We start from the raw sequence: 26,668 nt of genomic DNA, 5'->3' as shown, positions 1-26,668 counted from the left end.
CCTGCCGGACCGCCCGGACACGTCAGGGCGGCCCTTCCAAAGCCGCGATCGCCCGGCGTCCGAGGCTGCCCTGCACATGCTTCTTCATCGCGCGCTCCGCCGCCCGCGTGTCTCCGGCGATGACCGTCTCCGCGATCTCCGCGTGCTCCTGCCGGACGCGCTCGCGGTCCTCGTCGGAGTCCGGTGTGGACCGCAACCCCACCAGGCGATACCGGTCCGCCTTGTCCCAGAGCCCTTCGAGCAGCGACGACAGCAGCGGGTTGTGCGACGCCGTGTACACGCTGCGGTGGAACGCCCGGTGCGCCAGCAGCGCCTCGAACCCCGTCGACGCGCTGAGCGGCTCCAGATCGCGAAGCGCCGACTCGATGGCCGAAACGTCCGCGTCCGTGCGGCGGTCCGCCGCGAGCTTGGCCGCCAGGGGGTCGAGGTTTTCGCGGATTTCGAACAGGCTCCGCGCCTCCGCGGCGTCCAGTTCGGTGACCCGCGCGTCGCGGTGGGACGCCAGGGTCACCAGGCCCTCCGCGTCCAGCCGCCGGAGTGCCTCGCGCAGGGGAGTCGTGCTGACCCCCAGCTCGACCGCGAGGTGCTCCTGGGAAATGGTCTGCCCGGCGGCCAGTTCGCCGGCGAGGATGCGGCGGCGCAGCTCCTCGTAGGCGTACGCGTTCTTGGTGAGAGCCGGGCGGGGGCTGGTCATCCCGTCAGCCTATAGCCCATAACCACGCGTCGCTTCCGCGAGGCGTGCGACGAACTCGTCCACGTGCGTCGTGTCCCAGACCAGCGGAGGACGCACCTTCAGCACGTCGCCGCCCGGACCGGTGAGGCCGGCGAGCACGCCGCGGGAGACCAGACCGTCTAGCAGAGCGCGTGCCACTTCACGTGAGGGAGCGCCGTCGACCGGCAGCACGTCGATGCCCGCGAGCAGGCCCGTGCCCCGCACCGGGCCGAGCACCGGCGACCCGGCCGCCAGCTCACGCAGCCCGCGGCGGAGGTGCTCGCCGACCCGGACCGCCTGGGCCGGGAGGCCGGTCAGCTCGAGGACGTCGAGGACCGCGTGGCCCGCGGCCGCCGCGGCCGGGGTCGCCGCGAACGTCGAGAAGTACTCGTACTTGCGCGCCAGCACGTCGGCGATTTCGCGGCGGGTGACCAGCGCGCCGATCGGGTAGCCCGCGCCCATCGGCTTGCCCAGCGTCACCACGTCGGGCGTGATGCCGGCCAGGGCGAACCGCCACAACTGCGGCCCGCTGCGGCCGTACCCCGACTGGACTTCGTCGGCCAGGTACAGCGCACCCGCCGAGTGGGCGCCTTCGACCAGCCCGGCCAGGAAGCCGTCGGGTACGTCGAGGATGCCCTCCGACGTGAACTGCGAGTCGGCCAGCACCAGCGCCGGGCGCAGGCCCGCGGCCTCGATCCGCGGCGTGGCACCGGGTTCGCGCGGCGCGGCGAAGGTCCCGACGTGGGCGGGCCGGTAGCCCGGTGGCCACTCGTTCGAGCTGAGATCCGCCATCCACTTCGACGAACCGTGGTACGCGTGCTCGGCGATGATCGCCGCGTCGCCGCCGGTGTACTCCGTCGCCAGCCGCCACGCCAGCTCGTTCGCCTCGGTGCCGGACGTCGTGAACAGGCACGTGTCCAGCTCCGGCGGCATCGTCGCCAGGATCCGCTCGGCGAGGGAGACGATGCCGCCGTGCAGGTACCGCGAATGCGTGTTCAGCTCCGCCAGCTGCCGCCCGACGGCCCGCGTGACGGCGGGGTGCGCGTGCCCGACGACGGCCACGTTGTTGTACGCGTCGAGGTAGCGGGCGCCGTCGCGGGCGTACAGCCAGGCGCCTTCGCCGCGGACCAGCTCGAGGGGACGGCGGTAGAACAGCGGGGACAGCCCGCCGCCCATCGCCGCCGCGCGCCGGGACGGCAGCTCGCCCGCCGGGACAGCCGAAGCGAGGTCGCGGGTGCCGGCCAGGCGCGCCAGCCGGTCACCCAGCTCGTCCGGGGTGCGGCCGGCGAGCAGCCGCAGCACGCGCTCGCTCGTGTCGTCGTACTGGGTGATGTACCGCTCGTTGTCGCGGTGCGCGTCGCGCCGCGTCGCCGACACCGCCAGCGTCGTGAGCAGCCGCGCGATCACCAGCTCGCCGAGCACGGCGACCTCGGCCGCGCTCAGCGTGCGGTACCGCTGGTAGCCGCGCAGCACGGCTTCGGTCGCGCGCCAGACGTCCTCGGCCCGGCGCAGCACCGAGGTCAGCGTGACGGCCAGGTCGGTGACGGCGGCCGTGTGGTGCATGTCGCCGAAGTCGATCACGCCGGTGACCGCGCCCGCTTCGGCCAGGACGTTGGTGAGCGTGACGTCGGCGTGCTGCAGCCCGGCCGGCAGCGTCGCGGTGGCGGCGAGCGCCGGCGCCACCCGGGCCACGAGCTCGGCCCGGCCGATCCCGGCCGCCGCGACGACCGCCGGCATCCGGCGGACGTCCCACAGCAGCTCCCGCCCTGCCGCCGGGTGGAAGAACCCTTGCAGCGCCACGGAAACCCGCGCCGCGACCGAGCCGACCCTGGCGGCCATGTCGTCGTCGACCGGGCTCCCTTCCAGCGGACGGCCGGGCAGCAGCGTGATCAGCCGGGCCAGGCAGGCGCGGCCGGAGTCGTCGGTCAGCCGGGCGACCTCGCCGACCGACTCCGGCACCGGCAGCCCGGGGTCGGCGGCACGCACGTGCGCGAGCGCGCGGACCTCCATGTCGACGACGTCGGGGCGCTCGGCCGAGTTCGAGATCTTCAGCACGAACTCCCCGTCGACGAGCACGTTGAGGTCGCGCTCGCTGTCGAGCGGCTTCAGCACGGTGTCCGCGAGGTCCCAGTGCTCGCGCAGCGCCGCGCGCAGGCTGCCGGGGGAGAAGGCCGGGGCCGGTTCGGTGAAGGTGCTCATGCGGGGAGGTCCTTTCCGGGGGTACCGGCTTCCAGGGTGAACGGCCGGTCGTGGCCGGGGTAGACGAGATCGGCGCGCGACCGGACGAGCGCCATCGACTCCGCCGCGGCCACCTCGTCGACGGCGCTGCTGCAGCGTCCCCGCCGCAGGGCCCCGGCGGACGGCACGGCATCGCCGGTCAGCAGCGCGGTGCCCGCGGCGGTGGCGACGGTCAGCCCGATCGAGCCCGCGGTGTGCCCGGGCAGCGAGGTGACCGTGACGCCGGGCGCGAGCTCGAGCCCGTCGGCGGCGGCGTGCACGGAGACCCCGCCGAGGACGGCCGCCGTCCAGGGCGGGGTGAAGGGATTTCCTTGCGGGGCCAGGTCTTCCGCCGGATGGATCAGGACGTCGGCGAAGAGGTCCGCGTTCTGGACGTGGTCCCAGTGCGCGTGGGAAAGCACCAGGACGTCGACGTCGCGCGGCGCCAGCCCGCGGTCGCCGAGGGCGCGCAGCAGCGCCCGCCGCCGCCCGGCGTGGCCGCAGTCGAAGAGGATCCGCCGTGCCCCGGCGTGGACCAGGTACACGCCGCAGAACCCGATGCTGCCCTGGTCCGAGCTTTGCCCCTGGCCCCGGAGCAGGGGATCGACGTCAGGCACGGAACCGGCCGAGCGTGTAGGGGAGGACGCCGCCGTGGGCGTAGTAGACCGCCTCCTGCGGGGTGTCCAGCCGGGCGCGGACCGCGAACTCGAACGCGGGCGCGCCGGCCGGCCGGACCCGCACGGTGACCGGCCGCGCCGGGTCGTCGACGGCTTCGGGGATGCCGAGCAGGTCGAACTCCTCGGTGCCGTCGAGCCCGAGTGAGTCCGCGCTCTGCCCGTCGGCGAACTGCAGCGGCAGCACGCCCAGCTGGACCAGGTTCGACCGGTGGATCCGCTCGAACGACTCGGCCAGCACGACCCGCACCTTCAGCAGCGCGGTGGCCTTCGCCGCCCAGTCGCGCGACGACCCGGTGCCGTACTCCCGGCCCGCGATCACCAGCAGGGGAGTGCCGGCGAACGACCTCGCGGCGTCGTACACCGGGACGGCGGCGCCGTCGGCGTCGCGGGTCCGGCCGCCGGGCCCGAGGCGGTTCTTCAGCCGCGGGTTGGCGAACCCGCCGCGGACCATCACCTCGAAGTTGCCGCGGCGGGAGGCGTAGGTGTTCAGGTCCGCCTCGCCGAGCGCGGTCAGGTAGCGCCCGGCGCGGCTCGACGGCGGGATGCGTCCGGCCGGGCTGATGTGGTCCGTGGTCACCGAGTCGCCGAGGAGCAGCAGCACGCGCGCGTCGCGGAGGTCTTCCGGCGGGGGAGCGACGTCGTCGAGGAACGGCGGGCGCCGCAGGTAGGTCGAGCCGGCCGGCCACTCGAACCGGGCCCCGCCGGCCGCGGGCACGCCGGCCCAGCGCTCGTCGCCGGTGAAGACGTCGGCGTAAGCGTCGCGGAACAGCTCCGGGGTGAGGTGGGCCGTGACGACGGCGTCGACCTCGGCGTCGTCCGGCCAGAGGTCGGCGAGGAACACCGGCTCGCCGTGCGCATCGGTGCCGAGTGGTTCGGTGGTGAGGTCGCGGGTGATCGATCCGGCGAGCGCGTACGCGACCACCAGCGGCGGCGACGCGAGGTAGTTGAGCGAGACGTCGTTGTTGATCCGGCCGTCGAAGTTGCGGTTGCCCGAGAGCACCGACGCGACGACCGTGCCGTCGGCGACCGCCGCGGTGACCTCGGGCAGCAGCGGCCCGGAGTTGCCGATGCACGTCATGCAGCCGTAGCCGACGAGCTGGAAGCCGAGCTCGTCGAGCGGCTCGTCGAGCCCGGCCCGGCGCAGGTATTCGGTGACGGTCTTCGACCCCGGTGCGAGACTCGTCTTCACCCACGGCTGGGCCGTCAGGCCGCGGGCGCGGGCGTTGCGGGCGAGCAGGCCGGCGGCGACCATCACGTGCGGGTTGGACGTGTTGGTGCACGACGTGATCGCCGCGATGGCGACCGCGCCGTCCGGGACCGGACCGTCCGTTGTGGATCCGATGGCCGCCCGCGCGTTCGCCGGGACGCCGGCGAGCGCGACGCGGTCCTGCGGCCGCCGCGGCCCGGCGAGCGAGGGGGCGACGGCGGAGAGGTCGACCCGCACCCGCTCGGCGTACCGCACGTCGGCGCCCGAGTCGTGCCAGAGGCCCTGTTCCTTCGCGTAAACCTCGACGGCGGTGACGTGCTCGGGCGCGCGTCCGGTGAGCCGCAGGTAGCCGAGGGTGGCGTCGTCGATCGGGAACATCGCCGCGGTGGCGCCGAACTCCGGGCACATGTTCGAGATCGTCGCGCGGTGGGCGAGCGGGATCCGCGCCACCGCGGAACCGGTGAACTCGACGAACTTCCCGACGACGCCGTGCGCGCGCAGGGTTTCGGCGATGGTGAGCACCAGGTCGGTCGCGGTGACGCCGGGGCCGAGCTCACCGGTCAGTTCGACGCCGACGACGGGAGGCGCGAGCAGGCTCAGCGGCTGCCCGAGCAGCGCGACCTCGGCTTCGACGCCGCCGACGCCCCAGGCCAGCACGCCCAGCGCGTTGACCATCGTGGTGTGGGAGTCGGTGCCGGCGCAGGTGTCCGGGAACGCCCAGCCGTCACGGCGTTCGACGACGCTCGCCAGGTACTCGAGGTTGATCTGGTGCATGATCCCGGTGCCGGGCGGGACGACGCGCAGCCCGTCGAGCCGCTCGCCCCACTTGAGGAAGCGGAACCGCTCGGCGTTGCGCGCGTACTCGATCTCGACGTTGCGGCGCAGGGCGTCCGGCCGGCCGGCCACCTCGGTCGCGATGGAGTGGTCGACGGTCAGGTGGCTGGGGATGTGCGGGCGCACCGCCGCCGGGTCGCCGCCCGCTTCGGCCACGGCGTCGCGCAGCGCGGCCAGGTCGGTCAGCACCGGGACGCCGTTGGTGTCGTGCAGGAAGACCCGGGACGGCGAGAAGGCGACGACGCCGGTTTCCCCGCGCACGAGCCGGTCGATCTGCCCGGCGGTGACCGTGTGGCCGTCTTCGTGGCGCAGCAGGTTTTCCAGCAGGATCTTGTGGCTCAGGGGCAGCCGCTCGGCGCCCGGCACAGCGTCCAGGCGGTGCACCCGGTACTCGGTGCCGGCCAGGTCGAGCCGGGCCAGGCTGGCGTAGCTGTCCGCCCTGCTTGTCGTCTTCACGCCGATCCTCTCCGCATAGCTTATAGGCTATAATATCAGCATGACCTCCCTCCTGGACCGGATCATGGACGCACATCGCGGCATCCGCCCCGAAGTGCCGGTGAGCACGCTCGAACGCAGCAGGCTGCTGTCGGACGAGCTGGGCTGCGACGTGTGGCTGAAGACCGACCACCTGATGCCGACCGGCTCGTTCAAGGTGCGCGGCTCGGCCAACAAGATCCGCGTGCTCGGCGACGCGGCGAAGCGGACCGGGGTGATCACGGCGTCCACGGGCAACCACGGCCAGGGTGTCGCGCGCGCCGGGAAGCTGGCCGGCGTCGCCGTGACCGTCTACGTCGGCCAGACGACCACCCGCGCGAAGATGGCCGCGATCGAGGCACTCGGCGCGGACCTCGTCGTGGTCCCGGGCGGCCCGCTCGACGCCGAACAGGAAGCGCGCAAGCAAGCCGCCCAGCGGGGAAAGCCGTACGTGGCGCCGTATAACGACGTCGACACCGTGGCGGGACAGGGCACGCTGGGCGTGGAGCTGGCCGAGCAGGCCCCGGACCTGGACGCGGTGTTCGTCTGCGTCGGCGGGGGCGGCCTCATCGGCGGGGTGGGCACGGCGCTGAAGACGTTGAGCCCGCACACCCGTGTGGTCGGTGTCTGGCCGGCGGCGTCGACCTGCCTGCTGGACTCGCTGAAGGCAGGCCACATCATCGAGACACCCGAATCGCCGACGCTGTCGGACGGTTCGGCCGGGGCGGTCGAGCCGGGCTCGGTCACGTTCCCGATCTGCCAGGAGGTGATCGACGAGACCGTGACGGTCTCCGAGGACGAGATCGCCCGGGCGATGCGCAAGATCGCGGAGGGGGAGCGCTGGATGATCGAGGGCGCGGCCGGAGTCGCCGTCGCGGGCCTCGTCAAGACCGCGGAACGGTATCGGGGGAAGAAGGTCGCGATCGTCCTCTGTGGACGCAACGTCACGCTGGAGACCTTCCTGCGCGCCGTGGCCGTGTGACGTGGGCGCGCCGGAACCGCTGGTCAGCCGGGTCAACCACGCGTGGAGCCGGCTGAGCGAGCCGGAACGGGCGGTCGCGGAGTACCTCGTCACGTCACCCCCGCGCCAGGTGGTGCTCGCGACGGCGGACGACCTCGGCCGCCGCACCGGCACGAACGACGAGACGGTCGTCCGCACCGCCCGCCGCCTCGGCTACACCGGGTTGCCGGCGCTGAAGGCGTCGCTCGGCGGGGCCACCGGCGCGCCGCAGGTGAGCTTCCGGCGGCAGGTGGCCCGCGACCTGCCGAGCGCGACGACGCACGTGGTCCGCGACGCGCTCGGCCGGATCAGCGCGTTCGGCCGCGGGCTCGACGTCGGCGAGCTGGCGCAGGCGCTGCGGATCCTCGGGGCGGCGTCGCGGGTGTTCTGCTACGGCTGGGGCGTCAACGAGCTGAGTGCGCGCTACCTGGCGTTGAAGCTGACGCGGGCCGGCAAGGCCGCGTCGGCTTCGGGGGCCACCGGGGTGGAGTTCGCGGACGACCTGGCGGACCTCTCGCCGCGGCACGCGGTCGTAGTCTTCGCACCCGGGCGGCTGCTGCCCGAACTGGAAGTCCTGGCGGCGCGGGCGAAGCAGGTCGGGGCCGGGCTGGTCCTGGTCACCGAGCACCTCGCCGGGGAGATCCCGGCGGACGCGGTCCTGCGTGACCCGGGCTCGCCCGGCAGCCTCACCGCCGAACCGCTGTGCGCGATGCTCGTCGCCGATTTGCTGGTGCTCGGCACCCTCGGCGACGGCGACACGTACGCCCTGCTCACCCGGCTTCGTGAGGAACTTCAATGACGTTGTCCACAGTGGACCTCGCGCGCATCCGCGAGGTCGCTTCCCGGGACCTGTCTTGAATGAGTCATTCAGGACCTCGCAAGACCTGAATGACTCATTCAGGACGTCCGGGTCGCGGGCCACTCTCGTCCGCGCGTTCCGACGACTCACTGCACCCGCGCACCTGACCACAGTGGAAAGCCTCGCCGGGGCGGGTGGTGGCAAGCCGCCCCGGCGAGGCCGGTCTGAAGGAACTCAGGAAACACTCTCGAGCGGCGCGGGCGCCGGGGAGTCCACCCGCGCCACCCGGGCCCGACGACGCCGCCGCGGCGGCCGGTCCAGCAGCTCCGCGATCCGCGACAACCCGAAGTTGATCACGATGTAGAACGCCGCCGTCAACGCGTACGCCTGGATGAAGTTCGCGTTGTACTCGCCGAGCACCTGCCCGTTGCGCAGCAGCTCGGGATAGCTGACGACGTACCCGAGGCTCGACTCCTTGAGCGTCCGGATCACCTGCGTCACCAGCGCCGGCCGCAACGCGCGGAACACCTGGGGCAGCACCACCAGGCGCAGGGCCTGGCCGCGGCGGAGACCGATCGCCGCCGCCGCGTCGAACTGGCCGCGGTCCAGGGAGTTCACGCCCGCGCGGACGATCTCGGCGAACACCGAGCCCGCGTGCAGCACGATCGGGATCGACAGCACCCAGAACGGCGGCAGGTTCCAGCCGAACGCCGGCAGGCCGATCAGGAAGAAGTACACCAGCAGGATCAGCGGGATCGCCCGGAACAGCTCGATCGCCGCCGCGGCCGGGACGGACAGCCAGCGGCGTGGCGAAAGCCGGCCCAGGCCGAACACCGTGCCGAACACCAGGGACATCGCCGCGCAGGACAGGCCGATCCGCAGCGTCATGCCCAGGCCGTCGAGCAGGTAGCGGATGTTGGGCCACGACGCCAGGGGCCGCCACAGCCGGCCCTCGAGCTGGCCGACGTGCTGGAGCTGGAAGAAGATCCCGACGAGCGCGCCGGCCACGACCACGATCGCGACGATCGTCGCGATCCGGAGCCGGGCCTTGCCGCGCGGGCCGAGCTCGTCGAACAACACGGTGGTCTTCATCGGCGGATCCGCACCTTCCGTTCGATGACCCCGGTCAGCTGGCCCGCGGTGAGCGTGATCAGCAGGTAGCCGATCGCCGCGGCGATGAAGCTCGGGATGGGCTGGGCGTGGTCGAGGTTGAACTGCCGCGCGGAGCCGGTGAGCTCCTGCACGCCCACCGCCGCGCCGAGCGCCGACGCGAGGCAGACGTTGATGAAGATGGAGCCCAGCGGCTGGGCCATGGACCGGAACGCCTGCGGCAGCACGACCTGCCGCAGGACACCGGCGAAGGTCAGCCCGAGCGCGCGGGCCGCTTCGATCTGCCCGGTGGGGACGGCCGCGACACCCGAGCGGACCGTCTCGCAGACGTACGCGCCGAAGTACAGCCCCAGGCCGAGGACGACCGAGCCGAACAACGGCACGGTCGCCCCAACGTAGGGCAGCCCGAACACCACCATGACCAGGACGAGCAGCAACGGCGAGTTGCGCAGGCACTGGACGTAGAACCCGGCCACCGCCCGCAGCGGGCCGATCGGGCCGACCCGGCAGACGCCGAGCACGGTCCCGATGAGCAGGGCGAGCGGGAAGGCGAGCACGGCCAGCTCGAGGGTCACCAGCAGGCCGGTGAGCAGCTCACCGATGTGATCGAACAGGACGGACATGGTGGTGGCCTCTCAGGAACCGGGCACGGAGCCGATCTGCGGCGGCTGCGGCGCGGGTGTCTTGACGAGCTTGCCGACCGTGGCCTGCCAGAGCTTCGTCCACGTCCCGTCGGCCTCGATCGCCTTCAGGAACCCGTTGACGACGTCCTTGAACGCCGGGTCGTCCTTGGGCAGGCCGATGCCGAACGGGTTCGACCCGAACGTCGAGTCCAGCAGCTTGACGTCGCTCTTCGTGGCGACCACGCCGTAGAGCGACGCGTTGTTGAGCGTCATCGCTTCGGCGCGGCCCTGCTCGACGGCGGCGACGCACTGCGCGGCGGTGTCGAACAGGACCGGCTGTGCGGTCGGGACCGCCTTCAGGAGCGCGTCTTTCGCGGCACCGGACTCGGTGGCCACCTTCTTGCCGGCGAGGTCACTCGCCTGCCGGGTGGTCGTGTCCGACGTCTTCACGACGATGCCGCTGGCCGCCATGTAGTACGGCCCGGCGAAGTTGACCAGCTTCGCGCGGTCCTCGGTGATGGTGTAGGTCTGGATGGCCGTGTCGATGGTGTGGTTGCCCAGCAACGCTTCCCGCGTGTCGGATCCGCCGCTCTGCAGCTTGGCGTTCGGCTTGCCGAGCAGGTACTTCGCGAGCAGCTGGGCGATCCCGGCGTCGAAGCCGGACAGCTTGCCGGACGCGGGGTCGAGCTGGGAGAAGCCGATCGTGTTGCGGCTGCCCGCGAACGACAGCTCGCCCTTCTGGCGGATCTTGTCCAGCATCGGCGTGCTGGGCAGGTTCTGCCCGATCGGGCCGGCGTCCACCACGGACGTCTGGTCGATCTGGCCGGCGATCTCCGCGCCGGCCGGCTTGGCGGCGGCGCCGGGAGTCTGGTTGGGCGCGCTGCCGCACGCGGTCAGCGTCGCCAGCAGGGCGGTGGTGACCACTGTGGTGCGGGTGGCCGTGCGGATTCTCATGGGTGCTCCCGGGGGTGTACGGCGGGTCAGTGCTGGAGGACCTTGGACAGGAAGTCCCGCGCCCGGGCGGTGCCGGTGCGGTCGAAGAACTCTTCGGGCGTGCCCTGCTCGGCGATCCGGCCGTCGCTCATGAACACGACGCGGTTGGCGGCCTTGCGGGCGAAGCCCATTTCGTGGGTGACGACGACCATCGTGGTGCCGTCGGCGGCGAGCGAGGTCATCACGTCGAGCACCTCGTGCACCATTTCGGGGTCCAGCGCGCTGGTCGGTTCGTCGAACAGCACGAGCTTGGGGTTCATCGCGAGCGCGCGGGCGATCGCGACGCGCTGCTGCTGCCCGCCGGAGAGCTCCGCGGGCCGTTTCTCCGCCTGGTCGCCGACGCCGACGCGGTCGAGCAGGCGCCGCGCTTCGGTTTCGGCTTCGCGCTTGGGCACCCCGCGGACCTGGATCGGGCCGAGGGTGACGTTGTCGAGGATCGTGCGGTGGGCGAAGAGGTTGAACGACTGGAAGACCATCCCGACGTCGGCCCGCAGCTGCGCGAGCCGGCGGCCCTCGGCGGGCAGGGGCTCCCCGTCGAGGGTGATGGTCCCGGAGTTGATCTGTTCGAGGCGGTTGATGCACCGGCAGAGGGTCGACTTCCCCGAGCCGGACGGCCCGACGACGACGACCACTTCGCCGTGGTGGATGTCGAGATCGACGTCGTGCAGGACTTCGATGTCACCGAAGCTCTTGCACAGGCCGCGGATGCTCACCAGCGGGGTCATCGGCTTCCTCCGGATTTTTGGAAGCGTTCGCTACAGTTAACGAGATGTTGTAGCATCAGCTACCGATAAGATAGACCGTGCTACCGAGATGTCAACACCTGTCGTCGTCGCTACACCCGCAGCCATCCCAGCCGAGGAGCAGTCATGTCGAGTCCGCGCCCGAGTGCCGACGCGCGCGTCCTGGATCCGGTCGAGTACTACCACTCGGGTCCGACCGCTTTCTTCGCCTCGCAACGGGATCAGCGCTTCTCGTACTGTCTTTACGTGCCCGGCGTGCACCGCACGGCGACCAAGCCGCTCCCGCTGACCGTCGTGGTCCACGGGACGCAGCGGATGGCCGAGCGCTACCGCGACGCCTACCGCGGCTTCGCCGAAGAGAACGAGACGGTCGTGCTGGCCCCGCTCTTCCCGGCCGGCATCGGCGAACCGGGCGACCTGCACGGCTTCAAGCGGCTCAGCTTCCGCGGCGTCCGGTTCGACCGTGTCCTGCTCGACATCGTCGACGAGGTGGCGCAGCGGTACCGGGTCGACGCGACGCGGTTCGCGCTCCACGGCTTCAGCGGCGGCGGCCAGTTCGTCCACCGCTTCGCCTACCTGCACGCGCACCGGCTGTCCGCGCTCTCCATCGGGGCGCCGGGCCGCGTCACCCGGATCGACCCGCGGGTGCCGTGGTGGCCGGGCACGGCCGACCTGCGCGAGCGGTTCGGCACCGACCTCGACCTCGACGCGCTGCGGGCGGTGCCGGTGCAGATGATCGTCGGCGCCGAGGACACCGAGACCTGGGAGATCGCCGAGCCGGACGTCGACGCGGGCGGCGACACGCGGGTCGCCCGGCTGACCTCGCTGCGGGACAACTTCGAGGCGCACGGCATCGGCGTGCGCCTCGACGTCGTGCCCGGGCTCGCGCACCGCGGGCTCCAGCTGCAGCCGGTCGTCCAGGACTTCTTCGCCGGTGTGCTCGCCGGCCGGCCGTGACGGGGGTGACCACTACGATGCGGCGGTGCCGAGGGGAGAACCGATGACCGAGCCGGACGGCGAAGACCGCTCGCTGAGCGCCCGGATCAACCGCAACCTGGCCGGGATGTCCCGGGCGGAGCGGATCGTGGCCGAGTACCTGCGCGACCACGGCCGGCGCGCGATCTTCGCGACCGCCGAGCAGATCGGCACGGTGACCAAGACCAGTGACGCGACCGTCGTCCGCACGGCGAAGTCCCTCGGGTTCAGCGGGCTGCTCGACCTGCGGCGCTCGCTGGCCGCGGAGGTCGTCGTCGAAACCAGCCCGGTGCGGCAGTTCCACGACGAGCGGGAAAACGGCGGCTCGGCGGTCGCCCGGGTGTTCACCGAGGCCGCCGAACGGCTCGCGGCGACCTGGCGGCTGGTCGAAGACGACGAGTTCGCCGCCGCGGTCGGCCTGCTCGACGAAGCCCGCGAGGTGCTCGCCTTCGGGCTCGGCGGGTCCGGGCTGCTCGCCCGCTACCTCGCCCTGCGGCTGACCCGCATGGGCCGGCGCGCCCGGGCGAGCTGGGCCACCGGGTTCCAGCTCGCCGATGACCTGCTGGGCCTGCGCGCCGACGACGTCGTCGTGCTCTACACCCCGGCCCGCCTGCTGGCCGAGATCGAGGTCGTGCTCGACCACGCGCACGCCGTGGGCGCCCGGGTGCTGCTGGTCTCCAGCTCGCTGGGGGCCCAGTTCGCCGACCGCGTGGACGTCACGCTCGCCGCGCCGCAGTCGACGAGCAACTTCACCGGGGAGATGCTCAGCGCCGAGGTGCTGACCGACGCCTTGCTGCTGCAGCTGGGTTCCGGTGACGAGACGCGCGCGACCCGGGCTTCGGAACTGCTCACTTCGCTGCGTTCGGAGCTGGTGCAGGGCGACGAGCGCTCGGCCGCCCCGAAACGGCGGCGCAAGAAGCGGGCCTGACGCCGGTTTTCCTTACGCCGCGGGTTGATCGCCACGCGGTGGTCTCGTGCTGTCCATTGTGGACCACGGATTTTCTGTAGTGGAAACTTCGTACTTCACATTTCAGAAGCGTCAGCTACACTCGGGTCATCCCAGTTCCCGCCGAGGAGACCGCCGTGATGTCGTTCCTGCTCGCGCAAGTCCCGGCCGCCGTTGCCAACCCCACGCCCGCGTTGTGGCGGATCGTCACGAAGATGGCCTACTTCGCCGGCCTCATCGGGACGATCGGCGCCACGATGCTGCACCTGCTCGTGTTGCGTCCCGTCCTCAAGCGACAGTCCGTCGACGAAGCCGACCGCGCGGTGCTGCACCGCCGGACGAGCCTGCTGCTCGCCGTCGCGGGCAGCTGGTTCCTGGTCGCGCTGTACTTCCAGATCGCGGGCAAGGCCGCCCGCGTCAAGGGCGTCGAAATCCCTTACGGCCGCGCGTTGCAGCCGGGGAGCATCTGGAAGTACGTCACCGTGCCCGCCAAGAAGGGGGAGTGGCTCTCGACCGGCGCGCAGACGCTCACCCAGTACCTGCTCTGGGCGGCGTCGGCGATCGTGCTGATGCTCCTGTGGTCGCCGCGGGTGCGCGCGCACCTGACCGCGGTCGTGCTGACCTCGCTCGCCCTCAACTTCGTCGCCTACCAGGTCACCCTGCTGCCGACCGACTTCTCGAAGGAGACGGCCGACACCCTCGTCGACGGCCTGCTGGACCACACGCACGTCTCCGCCGTGTCCACGTGGGTCGGCGGGATCGCCGCCCTCGTCGTGCTCGCGACCGCCCGCCGCCGGCTCACCCCGCGCGCCGGGGCCACGTGGGCGCAGATCTGGACGCGGTTCAGCACCGTCGCCCTGTGCGCCGTCGGCTGCCTGCTGATCAGCGGCCTCTACCTGGCCTGGAGCCTCGTCGGCAGCCCCGGCGAGCTGCTCACCACCAGCTTCGGCCGCTTCCTGCTGGTCAAGGTCTGCCTGGTGGCGACCATGATCGGCGTCGGCGGGCTGAACGAGTTCGTCCTCATGCCGCGGATCGCACGGGCCCGCGCGGCGGGCGAGGAGGGCTCGGTGTTCCGGCTCGCGCTGCGCGTGTTCCCCGCCCTGGTCACCGTCGAGGTGGTCCTCGCGGTCGGCGTGCTCTTCGTCCTGTCGTTCCTGACCGGGTCGGCCCGCGTCGAGGCCGGCGAGCCCGACCCGACGCTCAGCGGCGGCATCGTCGGCATCGGCGTCCTGCTGGCCGTGCTGCTCGCGATCTCCTTCGTCACCACGGCGAAGGTGAGCGAACGGCTCTCCCGGACGGCCGGCCCCGCTCCCGCTCGCGAAGCGGTCCCCGAGTACTGACCCCCACCGTCCTAGGAGGACACCTCTCCATGACCGACCTCGCCTCCGAGCGCGCCCACTTCGTCGGCGGCACGCCCTTCTTCGCCTCGCAGCACGACCAGCGCCTGTTCTACGCGCTGTACGTGCCCAAGGACCACACGCCGGACGCCGAACCGCTGCCGCTCGTGGTCATCCAGCACGGCACCGGGCGGTCGGCCGAGCTCTACCGCGACCGCTGGAAGGCGTTCGCGATCGAGCACCGGTGCGTGATCCTCACGCCGCTGTTCCCGGCGGGCCTGGTCGACAAGGGCGAGCTGCACAGCTTCAAGTTCCTGGAGTACCAAGGGATCCGCTTCGACGAAGAGCTGCTGCACATCGTCGACGAAGCCGCCGGCACCTTCAACGCGCGTGGCGACCGGTTCTACCTCCACGGCTTCTCCGGCGGCGGCCAGTTCGCCCACCGCTTCTACTACGCGCACCCGGACCGGCTCGCCGGCGTGTCGATCGGCGCGCCCGGCCGGATCACCCAGCTCGACGACAGCCTGCCGTGGTGGCTGGGCACCGGCGGCTTCGAGGAGCGCTTCGGCATCCGAATCGACCTCGACGCACTGCGCCGGGTACCGGTGCAGATGGTCGTCGGCGCCGAAGACGTCGAAACCTGGGAGATCATGAACCCCGGCGGCCCGAACTGGATGGACGGCGTGGAGGCGACCGGCGAGACCCGGGTCGCGCGCTTGGAAACCCTGCGCGACAACTTCGTCTCGCAGGGGATCGACGTCCGGTTCGACGTCGTTCCCGGCGTCGCGCACCGCGGCACCGGTGTGGTGCCCGTGGTGCAGGACTTCCTCGGCGGCCTGCTGGCCGGAGCCCGGAGTGTGCGGTGACGCCGGTCGGGTCCCTTTTGGACACCCTCGCCGCGCGCGGCATGCGGGTGCACTCCCTGCTCGTGCACCGGCACGGCGAGCTGGTGCACGACCTGTGGCAGTGGCCGCACGACCCGTCGCTGCGCCACAAGCTGCACTCGGCCACCAAGAGCTTCACCGCCACCGCCGTCGGGTTCGCCGAGGCCGAAGGGCTGCTGGACCTCGAAGACCCGGTCGCCGGCTACTTCCCCGGCAGCGATCTCGACACCAGGATGCGCGTGCGCGACCTGCTGACCATGCGGACCGGGCACGCGCGCGGGCTCTCCGGCGCGACGACCCGGCTGCGCAAGACCGGCTGGGCCGGCGAGTTCCTCGAAGAACCCGTCGTCGACCGGCCCGGCCGCGGGTTCCGCTACAGCAGCACGACGAGCCACGTCCTGTCGGCGATCGTGCAGGAGGTCGCGGGCGAACCGGTCGACGAGTACCTGCGGCCGCGGCTGTTCGACCCCTTGGGGATCACGGACTACACGTGGGAACGCGACCCGGCCGGGGTGTCCAGCGGGGGCAACGGGTTGTCGCTGCGTCCGCGCGACCTGCTGTCGTTCGGCGTCCTCTATCTGCAGGACGGCGTCTGGGAGGGGAGTCGCGTGCTGCCCGCCGGGTGGGTGCGCAAGGCGTCGGGCCTGCACGTCCGGAAGGCGGTGAGCGGCGAGTGGAACGGCACCGAGCTGGTCCCGCCCGGCCCGGACGCCGTCGCCGACTCGGGGTACGGCTACCAGTTCTGGGTCAGCGAGAACGGCGTCTACTCCGCGTCCGGGCTCTTCGGGCAGGAGTGCATGGTGTTCCCGGACCACGGCGGCGTCGTCGTGGTCACCGGCGCGATGCCGGACCCGACCTACCACGACCTGCCGGGCCTGCTGCGTGAGGCGTTCTGGCAAGCGTTTTCTTCCGGCGACGTCGAATCGCTTGCGCAGTGGGTGACGCGCGCTCGTGAACCTGAGCGTCTTGAGTCTGTTGTGGACAATCTGTTTTCTTTCCGTGCCTTCGATTTCGAGACCAACGACCAAGGCATCCGCTCGTTGTCCGTCGAAGTCGACGACGGTGTCGTCCGGCTCGGGATCGAAGACGACCAGGGGACGCACAAGATCGAGCACGGCCTGGGGGAGTGGACGCGGCAGCGCACGGGCGTGAGCGTCTGGCGGCTGCACCACTCCTACCAGGAGGACGCGGCGCCGATCCTGGCCGGCGCGCGCTGGGCCGGGCCTGGCGTGCTCGACCTGACCTGGCACTTCCTGGAAGGCCCGTTCATCGACCGGCTGACACTGCGGTTCGAGGGCGACGACGTCGTCCTCGAGCACCGCGTCAACTGCAACTCGGGCCCGACGGAGCTGCCGCCCGCGAGGGGGACCGCCCGTGCTTGACGCCGCCGTGCTCGACCAGGCGTGGGACGTCGTGTCCCAGCACCTGCCGCCGACCCCGCTCATCCCGTACCCGCAGGCCGGGCTCGACGTCCCGGTGTACCTGAAGTACGAGGGCGCCCAGCCGATCGGCGCGTTCAAGATCCGGGGCGCGCTGACGGCTCTCACGGCGTACGCGGGCAAGCCGGTCGTGACGGCGTCGGCGGGCAACCACGCGCTCGGGATCGCCTACGGTTCAAGGCTGTTGTCACGCGAGGCGACCGTGGTGGTGCCGAAGACGGCTGCCGCGGTCAAGGTCGAAGCGCTGCGGCGCTACCCGATCGACCTCGTCCTGGCGGGCGACGACTTCGACGGCGCCGAGCGGCACGCACTCGGGCTGCCCGGGCAGTACGTCTCGGCCTACAACGACCCCCATGTCATCGCGGGGCAGAGCACGCTCCTCACCGAGGTGGCTCGCGTGCTGGAGGACGACTTCACGATCGTCGTCCCGGCCGGCGCCGGTGGCCTGCTCTCCGGCGTGGCGCTGGGCGCTCGCCGCGCGGCGCAGGACGTCCGCGTCATCGGCGTGGAAGCCGAGGCATGCCGCGCGTTGTCGACCGCCGTCGCGGCGGGACGCGTGGTGCCGGTGGAGATGGGGGAGACCATCGCGGACGGGCTGGCCGGCAACCTGGAACCGGAGTCCGTGACGCCGGCGATCGTGCGCGACTGCGGCGTGACCATGGTCGCCGTCGCCGAGGCGGCGATCCGCCGGTCGGTCCGCGAGCTCGTGACGACCGCCGGGCTCGTGGCCGAGGGCGCCTCGGCGACGTCGCTGGCGGCATTGCGTGCCGGGCTGGTGCCGCTCGATCGGCCCCTTGTGCTGGTCGTTTCCGGCCGCAACATCGACCTGGGCCTGCTGACCACGATCCTGGGAGAGCGATGATCACCACGACCGACTACCACACCGCCGGGGAGCCGTTCCGGATCGTCACGGCGGGCACGCCGGACATCCCTGGGGCGACCGTGCTCGACCGGCGGGCCGCCGCGCAGGCGTCCCCGGAGATCGACGCCGTCCGGCAGCTGCTGGTGCAGGAGCCGCGCGGGCACGCCGACATGTACGGCTGCTTCCTCGTCCCGCCCGACGACGACGGCGCCGAGTTCGGTGTCCTGTTCTGGCACAAGGACGGCTACTCGACGGCGTGCGGGCACGGCACGATCGCGCTGGGCGCGTGGGCGGTGCGCACCGGCCGGGTCGCCGCGGTTGCCGACGGCGTCACCGAGGTGGTCATGGACGTTCCGTCCGGGCGGGTCACGGCGGTGGTGACGTGCGTTTCCGGCGTCGTGCGGGAGGTGGCTTTCCGGAACGTGGACGCGTACGTGATCGGCCGGGACGTTCCGGTGGGCTCGACGCGCGTCGACGTCAGCTACGGCGGGGCGATCTACGCATCGGTCCCGGCTTCCTCGGTGGGGCTTACGGTTTCGCCGTCGCACTACCCGGAGCTGATCGCCGCGGGGCGCGAGATCAAGGGCGCGCTGAACACGACGTCGTGGGCGTCGCACTCGGACAGCCGCTTGAGCGGCATCTACGGCACGATCTTCTACGACGACCTCGGGGACACGCCTTCGGGACCGCACCAGCGGAGCGTCACGATCTTCGCCGACGGCCAGGTCGACCGGTCGCCGTGCGGATCGGGGACGTCGGCGCGGCTCGCGCTGCTGGCCGCCGACGGCCGGCTGCCTATTGGCGCGGTGCTGACGCACGATTCGATCATCGGGACCCGGTTCACCGGCCGGGTCCTTTCCGGCGGCTCCTCCGTCGCGACCGAAGTTTCGGGAAACGCCTACCTGACCGGCGAGTGCACGTTCAGCCTCGATCCGGACGACGAAGTGGGAAGGGGGTTCGTGCTGCGATGAGCACGACCATCGTGGGCGGCGGGAACATGGGCGAGGCCCTGCTGGCGGGGCTCGGTGCGGATGTCACCGTCGTGGAGCAGAATCCTTCGCGGGCTGCGTACTTGAAGTCGCGGTATGACGTTTCGGTGGCTTCGCTGGAAGCGGCGGTCGCTTCGGCCTCGACTGTTTTCGTTGTCGTGAAGCCGTATCACTTCGCGGCGCTGCTGGATTCGCTGGCACCGCACGTGCGGCCGGGGCAGCTGATCGTGTCGGCGGTGGGCGGGACGCCCCTCGCTCGCATGGAGGCGAGCCTGCCGGACGTGGCGGTGGTCCGCACGATGCCGAACCTCCCGGTCTCGGTGGGGCTGGGCACGATCGCGATCTCCGGCGGCACGCACGCGGTGGCGGCGGATCTCGACCGGGTCCGGACGATGCTGGCACCGCTGGGCCGGGTCATCGAGGTGGCGGAGACCCAGCTGGACGCGGTAACGGCGCTGTCGGGCGGCGGACCGGCGTATTTCGCGCTGATGGCGGAGGCGATGATCGACGCGGGAGTCCTGGCGGGCTTGCCGCGGCCGCTGGCGGAGGAACTGGTCCTGACGACGGCGGAGGGAACGGGCCGGATGCTGGGGGCGCCGGACGCGGACCCGGCGGGGCTGCGGGCAGCGGTGTGCAGCCCGGGAGGCACGACGATCGCGGCGATGCGGGAGCTGGAGGGCCGGGCATTGCGGGCGGCGGTGATGGCCGCGGTGGTCGCGGCGCGGGACCGGTCCATCGAAATGGGCCGGTGAGCCACTTCAGCTGCGCCGCGAGCGCATGTCCCGTGGCGCCAACCGGTCCCGCAGATCGGCCAGCAACTCCGTGTTCGCCGACACCGCACCCGGCTCCCGCTTCGCCACCGCGAGCAGCAGACAATCCAGCACCAAAGTCGTGCTGAGCCCCTCCTGAGTGAGCCCAGTAGAAGACCGCACGGCAGGGAGCGTCACATCCACCTGGCTGTCCAAAGTGGCCCCGAGCGAATCCGTCAGCAGCAGGATCCCCGCCCCGGCAGCGCGAGCGTGGCGGAGCGCCGTCGTCATGTCCGGCAGCAGGCGCTCGGGCGCGTTCAACACGAACACGTCACCAGCCTCGAGAGGCAACAGCTCGTCGGCGAGCCGGAACCCCGTCGCCGACGTGCTGCGCGCCCGGCGGCCGAGGCGCTGCAGGCGCGTCGCCAGGTAACGCATCGGGAGCTCCGCGATGCCGAGGCCGTAACCGAGCACCTCGCGCGCGCCGGCAAGCAGATCCACGGCTTGGGTGAACGCGGGCTCGGTGAGCAGCCGCCGGGTCTCGGTCAGGCGGTCGACGGACTCCGCGAGCAGCTGGTCGAGCTGGGACGCGCTGTCGTCGCCGGCCTCCTCGACCCGGTGCCGCAGCCGGGTGGCCGGCGTGTCCGACACGACGTGCCTGCCCACCGTGCGCTTGAGCTCGGGCAGTCCCGAATAGCCGAGGGACTTGACCGTCCGGATGACGGTGGCGTCACTGGTGCCGCTGAGCTCCCCGAGCTCCCCGGCGGTCGACAGGACGATCATCCCGGGGTGCTTCCACAGGTACTCGGCCACCCGCCGCTCGGCGGCCGACAGCTCGCCGATCCGCTGCCCGATCCGCTCGGCCAGCTGGCCCTGGCCTTCTTCCTGACCGCTCACCCCGGAAGCCTACCCACGACCCCGCGCCGAGCGCGGCTACCACGGCACGGCGAGCCCGGCGCGCCGCTCGCTCCGGAGGAGAGCATTCCGGGGGTCGTCGACGTGACGTGCTCAAGCCCCGTCCGAGCTGACGGCGCTCACTTCCGTTCCTCGATACCGGTGTAGCGGCCGGGCATCACCATGCAGTACAGCCCGCCGGTCTCGTTGGTCATGCAGTAGACCGGCCGGTCCGAGTCGGAGCCGGCGGTCGGATCGCTCTGGTCGCCGATCTGCTGGATGGTGATGTGCTGCGGGTTCTTGGGCGGCTCCGGCAGCGGCGGCTTGTCCCACGGGTGCCACGCCAGCAGGCCGCCGCCGATCCCGGCGACCAGGATCGCGAAGGCCAGCAGGCCGGTGCCGGCCCGTGGCTTCGCGGGCGTCGCCTGCGGCTCTGGCTGGGGCGGGGACGGCTGCGGTGCCGGGCTTTCCGGGGTCGACATGCCCGACAGTCAACATCATCGCCGCCCGAACCGAGACAGGACCCGCCCCTGAGTCTCGGTACCCGGACGTAGCGTCGGACGAGACCGGTGCCGCGGACGAGGGGCGAGGTGCATGCGGGCGGAGTCCGATCCGGCCGACGACGTCGTGCTGTCGACCGGCCGCCGCGTGTGGACGGTCGGCGTCATGTGCACGGCGGTCGGCCTGGTGATCGCCATGGTGACGATCGTGAACGCCGCGCTCCCGGCGCTGGCCGCCGACACCGGCGCGAGCCAGGCCGAACAGACCTGGATCGTCGACGTCTACACGCTGATGCTGGCCGCGCTGGTGCTGCCGGCCGGCGCGCTGGGGGACCGGCACGGGCGCCGCGGTGTGCTCGTCGCGGGCCTGCTCGTGTTCGCGGCCGGGTGCGCCGCGCCGGTCTTCCTCGACACGTCGACGTGGATCATCGCGGCCCGGGCCGTCACCGGCCTCGGCGCGGCCATGATCATGCCGGCCACGCTGTCGATCATCACCGCGAGCTTCCCGCCGGAACGCCGCGGCCGGGCCATCGGGACCTGGGCCGCGGTGGCCGGTGTCGGCGGGCTCGGCGGGCTCGTGCTCGCCGGGGTGCTGCTGCAGCACTTCGCGTGGCACTCGGTGTTCCTCGGCCCGGCGGTGCTCTCCGTGGTCCTGGTGGCCGCGAGCCTGACGGTCCCGACGTCACGCGACCGCCGTCCGCACGCGTTCGACGTCGCCGGCGCGGTCCTCAGCGCCCTCGCGATCGGCGCGGTGGTGTTCGGCATCCTGCGCGTCGCCGATCTCGGCTGGGGCAACGCAACCGTCCTCGGGTCGATCGCGGGCGGGCTGGTGCTGGGCGCGCTGTTCGTCGGGTACGAGCTGCGACGCGAGTCGCCGCTGCTGGACGTCCGGCTGTTCGGCAACGCGGCCTTCGCGGCCGGGTCGGTTTCGGTGACCGTGCAGTTCACCGCGGCGTTCGGGATGTTCTACGCGCTGGCGCAGTACCTCCAGCTGGTGCAGGGATATTCGGCACTGAAGTCGGGGCTGGCGCTGTGGCCCGTCGCCGTGACGCTCTTCCCGCTGTCACTGGCTTCGGCGCCGCTGGTCCGCCGGTTCGGGCTGCGCGCGGTGACGTGCACCGGGCTCGCCGTCGTCGTGGTCGGCATGGTCCTCATCGGACAGCTGGACGCCGGCAGCGGGTACGCCGCACTGGCGATCGCGGTGTGCGTGCTGGGTGGGGGGATCGGGGTGACGGCCCCGGCGGCGACGAGCGCGATCCTCGACAACGTGTCGCCGTCCCAGTACGGCGTGGCCTCGGCGGTCAACGACGCGACGCGCGAAGTCGGTGCGGCACTGGGGATCGCGCTCGTGGGCAGCGTCCTTTCCGCCGGCTACACGGATTCGGTCCGCTCGGCGACGGCGGCGCTGGCACCGCCCGCGCGCGAGGCGGCGGAAGGTTCGCTGGCGGGCGCGCTCGCGGCGGCGGTGGGGCCGGGCGGCGCGGAGCTGGCGGCGTCCGCGCGGGCGGCTTTCGCGCACGGCATGGGGATCAGCATGCTGGCGCTGGCGGCCGTCGTGGTGGCCGGCATCGTCGCGGCCGCGGTGCTGGTCCGCCGCTGAGCGTGTATCTGGGGGTGGCCGCGGGTCCCTTTGTCTTCAGTACAACCACGATTGTCCTGGAGGGGACCATGGCCGAACTGCACATCAAGTCGCTGAAGTGCGTCAAGAAGGACGACGTGATCGGGAAGGACGAAGTCCGCCTGCGGGCCAACGGCGTCACGATCTCGGGCCCGCACAAGCTGGGCAAGGGCGACACGGTCGCGCTCAACGCGAGGCCGCCGTTCGACGGCTCGATCAAGGTCACGCTCGTCGACGAGGACGGCGGCAAGGACGACGTCCTCGGCTCGGTGACGGTCACCGAGACGCAGGCCGGCCTCGACACGCTGACGGCGTTCTTCAACGCCTTGCCGGGCGCGGACTACCACATGACGTACGACGTGCACGCCGGCTGACCGCGGCGCGCCGATCAGCGATCGGCGGGCTCGGCGGTCCACGAAGCCAGGATCCGCAACGCTTCGTGGGCCGGCGAGCCAGGCTCGGCCGTCAGGACCATGAGCCGCTGCCCGCTGCCGTCCGGGCTTTCCCACATGTCGCAGTCCAGCGTCAGGTCGCCGACCACCGGGTGGCGGTACCGCTTCACGCCGTAACCCGCGCTCGTCACGTGGTGGGCCGCCCACCACGTGCGGAACTCCGGGTGGTGCACCGCGAGCTCGCCGACGAGGTCCGCCAGCTCCGGCGCGTCCGGGTCGCGCGCGGCCTCCAGGTGCAGGGCCGCCACCGCCGTGCGGGCCGCCTCTTCCCAGTCGGTGTGGAGCGCGCGCACCGACGGGTCCGCGAAGAGCAGGTAGACGTAGTTGCGGCGGTTCGCCGGGTAGCGGGCGAAGTCGGTGAACAGCGCCGCCGCCGACTCGTTCCACGCCACGATGTCCAGCCGGTGGCCCAGCACCATCGCGGGGGTCTCGGCCAGCCGGTCGAGCAGCCTTTTCATGGCGGGGCGCAGTTTTTCGCCCGCCCGGCGCCGCGGCCGGCGGAACGGCTTGCCGGCCAGTTCGTACACATAGGACTGCTGGTCGTCGCTCAGCCGGAGTGCGCGGGCGAGGGTGGCGAGGACCGACGACGAGGCCTGCACGCGCCCCTGTTCGAGCCGCGTCAGGTAGTCGACGCTGATCGCGGCGAGCTGCGCGACCTCTTCCCGGCGGAGCCCGGCCACGCGTCGCGGCGAAGCGAGTTCCGGCAGGCCGACGTCGCGAGGGCTCAGCTGGGCGCGGCGCGCCTTGAGGAAGTCGCCGAGCTCCTTCGGCTGACCGGTGGGCTCCATGCGACCGATTGTCCCCCGAAACCCGCCGGTCCTGGGTGGGCCGGTTCCTTCCCCCGCTCAGCCGCGCAGCTCGGCCGCCTGTTCTCGCAGGGCCGCGACCACCGCGGTGGCGCTCGCCGAGCGCCCGTGCCGGGTGACGACGACCGCGGCCCGGCCACGCCAGGCCGGGTCCTCGACGGAGACGACCGCGACCCCGGCCGGCACCGACGCGGCCGCCACGCCCGGCAGCAGCGCGACGCCGAGCCCGGCCGCCACCATGCCCAGCCGGGTCGTCCAGCTGCGGACCGCGTGGCCGACGCGGGGCTCGGCCAGGGTCGGCCACGCGCCGAACTGGGGTTCGCCGCGGCCGCCGCGGCCGACGATCCACGTCTCGTCACGCAGGTCCGCGACGTCCACCAGCCGCCGGTGGGCGAGCCGGTGCCCGGCCGGGACGGCGACGCGCAGGTCGTCCTCGGTCAGGACGTCCTGGTGCAGGCCCGCGAGGTCGTAGCCGGGCAGCCCGTCGCCGACGCCGATCACGACGGCCTCGGTGCGCCCGCCGCGGAGCCGGGCGAGCAGCGCCGGGGTCGCCCCTTCCTCGAGCGTGACGGCCAGCCCGGGGTGCCGGGTGCGCAGCACCGCCAGTGCGCGGGGGACCAGGACCGCCGCCGCGGCCGGGAACGCGCCGATCGCCAGGCGCCCCGCCAGCCGGTCGCGCAGGCCCGCCAGCTCCTGCTCCGCGGAGTCGAGCACCGCCAGCGCGGTGGTGGCGTGCCGGGCCAGCAGCGCGCCGGCCGGGCTCGGCCGCACCCCGCGGGCATGCCGCTCGAACAACGCCGTGCCCGCGGCGGCTTCCATCATCGCCACCTGCCGAGAGATGGCGGACTGCGTGTACCCGAGGGACGCGGCCGCCGCGGTGAACGAGCCCGTGGCCGCCACTTCGCGGATCACCCGCAGGCCGGTCAGCGTCACTTCTGCCATGCCGCCAGCCTAGCCATGAGCGAAGCGCACAGCAGATGTGCGAAGGCATCGCTGGTGCTCATGCCTGGCCGGGCGCAGCATGGAAGCATGATTTGGTTCATCACAGGATCTTCGAAGGGCTTCGGCCGCCACTGGGCCGAGGCCGCCCTCGAGCGCGGCGACCGGGTCGCCGCCACCGCACGCACCCCCGCCGACCTCGACGACCTCGTGCGGCGGCACGGCGACGCGGTCCTCCCGCTCGATCTCGACGTCACCGACCGGGCGGCCGCGTTCGCCGCGGTCCGGCGCGCCGCGGACCACTTCGGTGGCCTGGACGTCGTGGTCAACAACGCCGGCTACGGCCACTTCGGCCGGGTCGAAGAACTCGGCGAAGACGACGTCCGCGCCCAGCTCGAGACCAACTTCTTCGGCGCGTTGTGGGTCACGCAGGCCGCGTTGCCGATCCTGCGGGCGCAGCGCCGCGGGCACATCATCCAGGTCACCAGCGAAGGTGGTGTGCTCGCCTTTCCGGGCATCGGCGCCTACCACGCGTCGAAGTGGGCGCTGGAAGGCCTTTCCGAGTCTCTGGCGCAGGAGGTCGCCGAGTTCGGCATCCACGTCACCAACCTCGAGCCGGGCCCCTACGCGACCGACTGGCTGAGCGTGGGCTCGCGCCGGAGCACCCCGAACCCGGACTACCCGGCCGTCGGTGAGGGCCACTGGGACGTCGGCGACCCGCACGCCACCCGCGCGGCCGTGCTCGAGCTCGTCGACGCCGCCGCCCCGCCGCGGCGGATGTTCCTCGGCAAGTCGCTGGCCGCGGTCACCGAGGTGTACGAGGACCGGCTGAAGACGTGGAACGACTGGCAGCCGGTGGCGGTGCGGGCGTTCGGCTGAGCGCCGCGTGCGGGTCGTCCGCGGGCACCCACCCGGTGTCGAGGTCGAGCCCGCCGACGTCCCGGGTGAGCGCCGCGATCGTCGCCAGGACCGGCGCGCGGGTCTCGTCGCGGCGGGACACCAGTGACCACGTCCACAGCGGTGCCGGCCCGGTCACCGCCCGGCGCGCGAGGTCCGGCGGGACCGGCGTCGCCTGGCCCTTCGGCGAGTTGAGCACCGGGCGCCGCAGCCGGCGGACGTGGTCGAAGAACGCCGGGCCGGTCACGCCGCCGTCGTGCGTGCGCACGACCTCGGCGCCGGTGACCCGCGCGAACTCCGCGGCGTAGACGTTCCACGACGCCCAGCTGGCGGTGTCGTCGTCGACGAGCACGACGACGTCCTTCGCCGCCACCTCGGCGGTGCCGGTGCCGATCGCGTGGAGGCGGTCGGCGCCGAGCAGGTGGGCGTCGAGGTCGTGCTCGGCCAGGTCGGCGGCCCGCGCCCAGCAGATCGCCAGGTCGATGCTCCGGTCGGCGACCCGGCGCAGCTGGGCGTGCGAGGGCAGCACCCACGTGTCGACGTGCAGGTGCGCGACGCCCGCGACGCGGTCGAGCAGGTCGGCGGGGCGCCAGTTGACGTAGCCCAGCCGCACCGGCTCGCGCGCGCCGATCCCCGCCGCCGAGCGGCGGAGCTCGTCGGCCTGCTCCAGCAGCGCGAGCACCTGCGGCAGCAGCGATTCCCCGCATTCGGTGAGCGTGACCGACCGGCGGTCGCGGTCGAAGAGACGGACGCCGAGATCGCGTTCGAGCGCCTTGATCTGCTGGGACAGCGAAGGCCCGGCGATGCGCAGCCGCTCCGCGGCCCGGCCGAAGTTCAGCTCTGTGGCGACGGCCACGAAGTACCGAAGCTGGCGTAGCTCCATACCGGGAGCTTAGTGCGGTGGGAGCCCGGGCCTATCAGGTGAGAGCGAACCGGTCGTGGCGAACCGGTTTCGCCGGGCACATCCTCGGCTCAGGAAGCACCACCCACCA

General features: G+C 72.4%; 26 protein-coding genes. 13 read left to right on the top strand and 13 right to left on the bottom strand.

Annotation, left to right across the window (positions count from 1 at the left end; all coding sequences use genetic code 11):
* Window positions 1-22: 22 nt before the first annotated feature.
* Genes QQ657_RS12605 through acnA form a run of 4 tightly spaced genes read right to left on the bottom strand, consistent with a single transcriptional unit; the run spans window position 23 to window position 6,103 of the window.
* Complete coding sequence (locus QQ657_RS12605; protein WP_284742275.1) at window positions 23-694, bottom strand: GntR family transcriptional regulator; 672 nt, start codon at window positions 692-694, stop codon at window positions 23-25.
* Window positions 695-703: 9 nt separating this feature from the next.
* Window positions 704-2,911 (bottom strand): aminotransferase class III-fold pyridoxal phosphate-dependent enzyme, encoded by a 2,208-nt coding sequence (locus tag QQ657_RS12600; RefSeq protein WP_284742274.1) that lies wholly within the window; start codon window positions 2,909-2,911, stop codon window positions 704-706.
* The gene (locus QQ657_RS12595; protein ID WP_284742273.1) at window positions 2,908-3,546 is read right to left on the bottom strand and encodes an MBL fold metallo-hydrolase; all 639 of its coding nucleotides are present in this window, start codon (window positions 3,544-3,546) and stop codon (window positions 2,908-2,910) included. The genes QQ657_RS12600 and QQ657_RS12595 overlap by 4 nt, the downstream gene beginning before the upstream one ends.
* Window positions 3,539-6,103 carry an aconitate hydratase AcnA gene (gene acnA, locus QQ657_RS12590; RefSeq protein WP_284742272.1) on the bottom strand — a complete coding sequence of 855 codons (2,565 nt, stop codon included), beginning with the start codon at window positions 6,101-6,103 and terminating at the stop codon, window positions 3,539-3,541. Before acnA ends, QQ657_RS12595 begins: the two co-directional genes overlap by 8 nt.
* Before the next feature lie 40 nt (window positions 6,104-6,143).
* On the opposite strand from acnA, the gene QQ657_RS12585 reads away from it, so the two are divergent.
* Together QQ657_RS12585 and QQ657_RS12580 are read left to right on the top strand one after the other, a co-directional pair.
* Entirely contained in the window at window positions 6,144-7,103 is a 960-nt protein-coding gene (locus QQ657_RS12585) for a threonine/serine dehydratase (protein WP_284742271.1), read from the top strand.
* A gap of 1 nt (window position 7,104) precedes the next feature.
* Window positions 7,105-7,920: a MurR/RpiR family transcriptional regulator gene (locus QQ657_RS12580; protein WP_284742270.1), complete on the top strand. Its 816-nt coding sequence runs from the start codon at window positions 7,105-7,107 to the stop codon at window positions 7,918-7,920.
* A gap of 234 nt (window positions 7,921-8,154) precedes the next feature.
* Here the strand turns inward: QQ657_RS12580 and QQ657_RS12575 are convergent, their stop codons facing one another.
* The 4 genes from QQ657_RS12575 to QQ657_RS12560 are packed head-to-tail and all read right to left on the bottom strand — an operon-like array spanning window position 8,155 to window position 11,371.
* On the bottom strand, window positions 8,155-9,012 hold the full coding sequence (locus QQ657_RS12575) for an amino acid ABC transporter permease (RefSeq protein ID WP_284742269.1): 858 nt from the start codon (window positions 9,010-9,012) through the stop codon (window positions 8,155-8,157).
* Window positions 9,009-9,653: an amino acid ABC transporter permease gene (locus QQ657_RS12570; RefSeq protein WP_284742268.1), complete on the bottom strand. Its 645-nt coding sequence runs from the start codon at window positions 9,651-9,653 to the stop codon at window positions 9,009-9,011. The genes QQ657_RS12575 and QQ657_RS12570 overlap by 4 nt, the downstream gene beginning before the upstream one ends.
* A gap of 12 nt (window positions 9,654-9,665) precedes the next feature.
* Window positions 9,666-10,607, bottom strand: coding sequence for a transporter substrate-binding domain-containing protein (locus tag QQ657_RS12565; RefSeq protein ID WP_284742267.1), 942 nt, complete (start codon window positions 10,605-10,607; stop codon window positions 9,666-9,668).
* A 26-nt stretch (window positions 10,608-10,633) separates the two neighbouring features.
* Entirely contained in the window at window positions 10,634-11,371 is a 738-nt protein-coding gene (locus tag QQ657_RS12560) for an amino acid ABC transporter ATP-binding protein (protein WP_284742266.1), read from the bottom strand.
* Between the two features lie 144 nt (window positions 11,372-11,515).
* On the opposite strand from QQ657_RS12560, the gene QQ657_RS12555 reads away from it, so the two are divergent.
* From QQ657_RS12555 to proC, 8 genes are all read left to right on the top strand, one after another.
* On the top strand, window positions 11,516-12,346 hold the full coding sequence (locus tag QQ657_RS12555) for an alpha/beta hydrolase family protein (protein WP_284742265.1): 831 nt from the start codon (window positions 11,516-11,518) through the stop codon (window positions 12,344-12,346).
* 43 nt (window positions 12,347-12,389) lie between these two features.
* Window positions 12,390-13,292 carry a MurR/RpiR family transcriptional regulator gene (locus QQ657_RS12550; protein ID WP_284742264.1) on the top strand — a complete coding sequence of 301 codons (903 nt, stop codon included), beginning with the start codon at window positions 12,390-12,392 and terminating at the stop codon, window positions 13,290-13,292.
* Between the two features lie 158 nt (window positions 13,293-13,450).
* A complete protein-coding gene (locus tag QQ657_RS12545) occupies window positions 13,451-14,650 on the top strand; it encodes a copper resistance D family protein (RefSeq protein ID WP_284742478.1) in 1,200 nt (399 codons plus the stop codon).
* Between the two features lie 29 nt (window positions 14,651-14,679).
* The gene (locus tag QQ657_RS12540; RefSeq protein WP_284742263.1) at window positions 14,680-15,513 is read left to right on the top strand and encodes a PHB depolymerase family esterase; all 834 of its coding nucleotides are present in this window, start codon (window positions 14,680-14,682) and stop codon (window positions 15,511-15,513) included.
* On the top strand, window positions 15,510-16,913 hold the full coding sequence (locus QQ657_RS12535) for a serine hydrolase domain-containing protein (protein WP_284742262.1): 1,404 nt from the start codon (window positions 15,510-15,512) through the stop codon (window positions 16,911-16,913). Before QQ657_RS12540 ends, QQ657_RS12535 begins: the two co-directional genes overlap by 4 nt.
* Complete coding sequence (locus QQ657_RS12530; protein WP_284742261.1) at window positions 16,906-17,832, top strand: threonine ammonia-lyase; 927 nt, start codon at window positions 16,906-16,908, stop codon at window positions 17,830-17,832. The genes QQ657_RS12535 and QQ657_RS12530 overlap by 8 nt, the downstream gene beginning before the upstream one ends.
* Entirely contained in the window at window positions 17,829-18,803 is a 975-nt protein-coding gene (locus QQ657_RS12525; protein WP_284742260.1) for a proline racemase family protein, read from the top strand. Before QQ657_RS12530 ends, QQ657_RS12525 begins: the two co-directional genes overlap by 4 nt.
* Entirely contained in the window at window positions 18,800-19,573 is a 774-nt protein-coding gene (proC, locus tag QQ657_RS12520; RefSeq protein ID WP_284742259.1) for a pyrroline-5-carboxylate reductase, read from the top strand. The genes QQ657_RS12525 and proC overlap by 4 nt, the downstream gene beginning before the upstream one ends.
* 6 nt (window positions 19,574-19,579) lie before the next feature.
* Here the strand turns inward: proC and QQ657_RS12515 are convergent, their stop codons facing one another.
* Both QQ657_RS12515 and QQ657_RS12510 read right to left on the bottom strand, forming a co-directional pair.
* Window positions 19,580-20,467 carry a MurR/RpiR family transcriptional regulator gene (locus QQ657_RS12515; RefSeq protein ID WP_284742258.1) on the bottom strand — a complete coding sequence of 296 codons (888 nt, stop codon included), beginning with the start codon at window positions 20,465-20,467 and terminating at the stop codon, window positions 19,580-19,582.
* 137 nt (window positions 20,468-20,604) lie between these two features.
* On the bottom strand, window positions 20,605-20,946 hold the full coding sequence (locus tag QQ657_RS12510; RefSeq protein ID WP_284742257.1) for a hypothetical protein: 342 nt from the start codon (window positions 20,944-20,946) through the stop codon (window positions 20,605-20,607).
* Window positions 20,947-21,058: 112 nt separating this feature from the next.
* Between QQ657_RS12510 and QQ657_RS12505 the strand changes: the two genes are divergently transcribed.
* Together QQ657_RS12505 and QQ657_RS12500 are read left to right on the top strand one after the other, a co-directional pair.
* Complete coding sequence (locus QQ657_RS12505; RefSeq protein WP_284742256.1) at window positions 21,059-22,564, top strand: MFS transporter; 1,506 nt, start codon at window positions 21,059-21,061, stop codon at window positions 22,562-22,564.
* 68 nt (window positions 22,565-22,632) lie between these two features.
* Entirely contained in the window at window positions 22,633-22,956 is a 324-nt protein-coding gene (locus tag QQ657_RS12500; protein ID WP_284742255.1) for a hypothetical protein, read from the top strand.
* Between the two features lie 14 nt (window positions 22,957-22,970).
* On the opposite strand, the gene QQ657_RS12495 is transcribed toward QQ657_RS12500, so the two are convergent.
* Window positions 22,971-23,822: a helix-turn-helix domain-containing protein gene (locus tag QQ657_RS12495; protein WP_284742254.1), complete on the bottom strand. Its 852-nt coding sequence runs from the start codon at window positions 23,820-23,822 to the stop codon at window positions 22,971-22,973.
* Window positions 23,823-23,879: 57 nt separating this feature from the next.
* Window positions 23,880-24,782, bottom strand: a complete 903-nt coding sequence (locus QQ657_RS12490) for a LysR family transcriptional regulator (protein ID WP_284742253.1) — start codon at window positions 24,780-24,782, stop codon at window positions 23,880-23,882.
* Window positions 24,783-24,869: 87 nt separating this feature from the next.
* Here QQ657_RS12490 and QQ657_RS12485 point away from each other — a divergent pair, with 87 nt between their 5' ends.
* Complete coding sequence (locus QQ657_RS12485; protein ID WP_284742252.1) at window positions 24,870-25,658, top strand: SDR family NAD(P)-dependent oxidoreductase; 789 nt, start codon at window positions 24,870-24,872, stop codon at window positions 25,656-25,658.
* On the opposite strand, the gene QQ657_RS12480 is transcribed toward QQ657_RS12485, so the two are convergent.
* The gene (locus QQ657_RS12480) at window positions 25,585-26,559 is read right to left on the bottom strand and encodes a LysR family transcriptional regulator (protein ID WP_284742251.1); all 975 of its coding nucleotides are present in this window, start codon (window positions 26,557-26,559) and stop codon (window positions 25,585-25,587) included. The two genes, QQ657_RS12485 and QQ657_RS12480, sit on opposite strands and share 74 nt — an antisense overlap.
* Between the last annotated feature and the right edge of the window lie 109 nt (window positions 26,560-26,668).

It is taken from the genome of Amycolatopsis ponsaeliensis, from assembly GCF_030182635.1.
GTDB lineage: Bacteria > Actinomycetota > Actinomycetes > Mycobacteriales > Pseudonocardiaceae > Amycolatopsis > Amycolatopsis ponsaeliensis.
This window is presented reverse-complemented; position numbering and strand designations above follow the sequence as displayed.